At 70.1% G+C, this 505-nt stretch carries 1 protein-coding gene; it reads right to left on the bottom strand.

From position 1 onward, the window contains the following. Positions 1 to 505 (bottom strand): transposase (locus FIP57_RS22970; RefSeq protein ID WP_148576243.1); only part of this gene is annotated, 505 nt, incomplete at both ends.

Here is a 505-nt window from a genome sequence, read left to right as displayed (position 1 = left end):
CTCGACCTCCTCGCCGGTGACCGCGTCTGCAACCGGACGGAGCAGGTCACTGCGCCCGCGGCGCAGCTGTTTGGCGGCGACGGCGTGCTCGAAGTCGGTGATCGTCTGATGCGCAGCCCAGATCCGGGTGTGGTCGGCGACGACCGCGCCTTCACAGGCCACCCAGACGCGGTCGAGGTCGGCGTGGACCTCGATCCGCCTGCCCACCACCGCAGGGTGCACCGAGTAGTCGTTGGAGTCCACGCGGACGTAGTGGTCGCGCGGCAGCCGCGTCGACTTTCGCCAGCCCACCTCCGGCGGCACCGGTGGCAGCGCCAGCATCGCCGTCCGATCAGCCGCGACCCGGTCACCCGGCGTGCAGCCCAGCACCCGCATCTTCCGGGCGTTGGCCTTGGTGAAGAACCCGCCCAGCTGGTGGTTGAAGTCGGCTGGTGAGGCGAAGCTGCGGCCGGGCAGGAACGAACGTTCAAGGTAGTCGTGGAGCCGCTCGAGCATCCCCTTGGCC

The organism is Nocardioides caldifontis (assembly GCF_008087345.1).
Lineage (GTDB): Bacteria > Actinomycetota > Actinomycetes > Propionibacteriales > Nocardioidaceae > Marmoricola_A > Marmoricola_A caldifontis.
The sequence above is the reverse complement of the archived record's forward strand: the minus strand, read 5'-3'. Positions and strand labels throughout refer to the sequence as shown.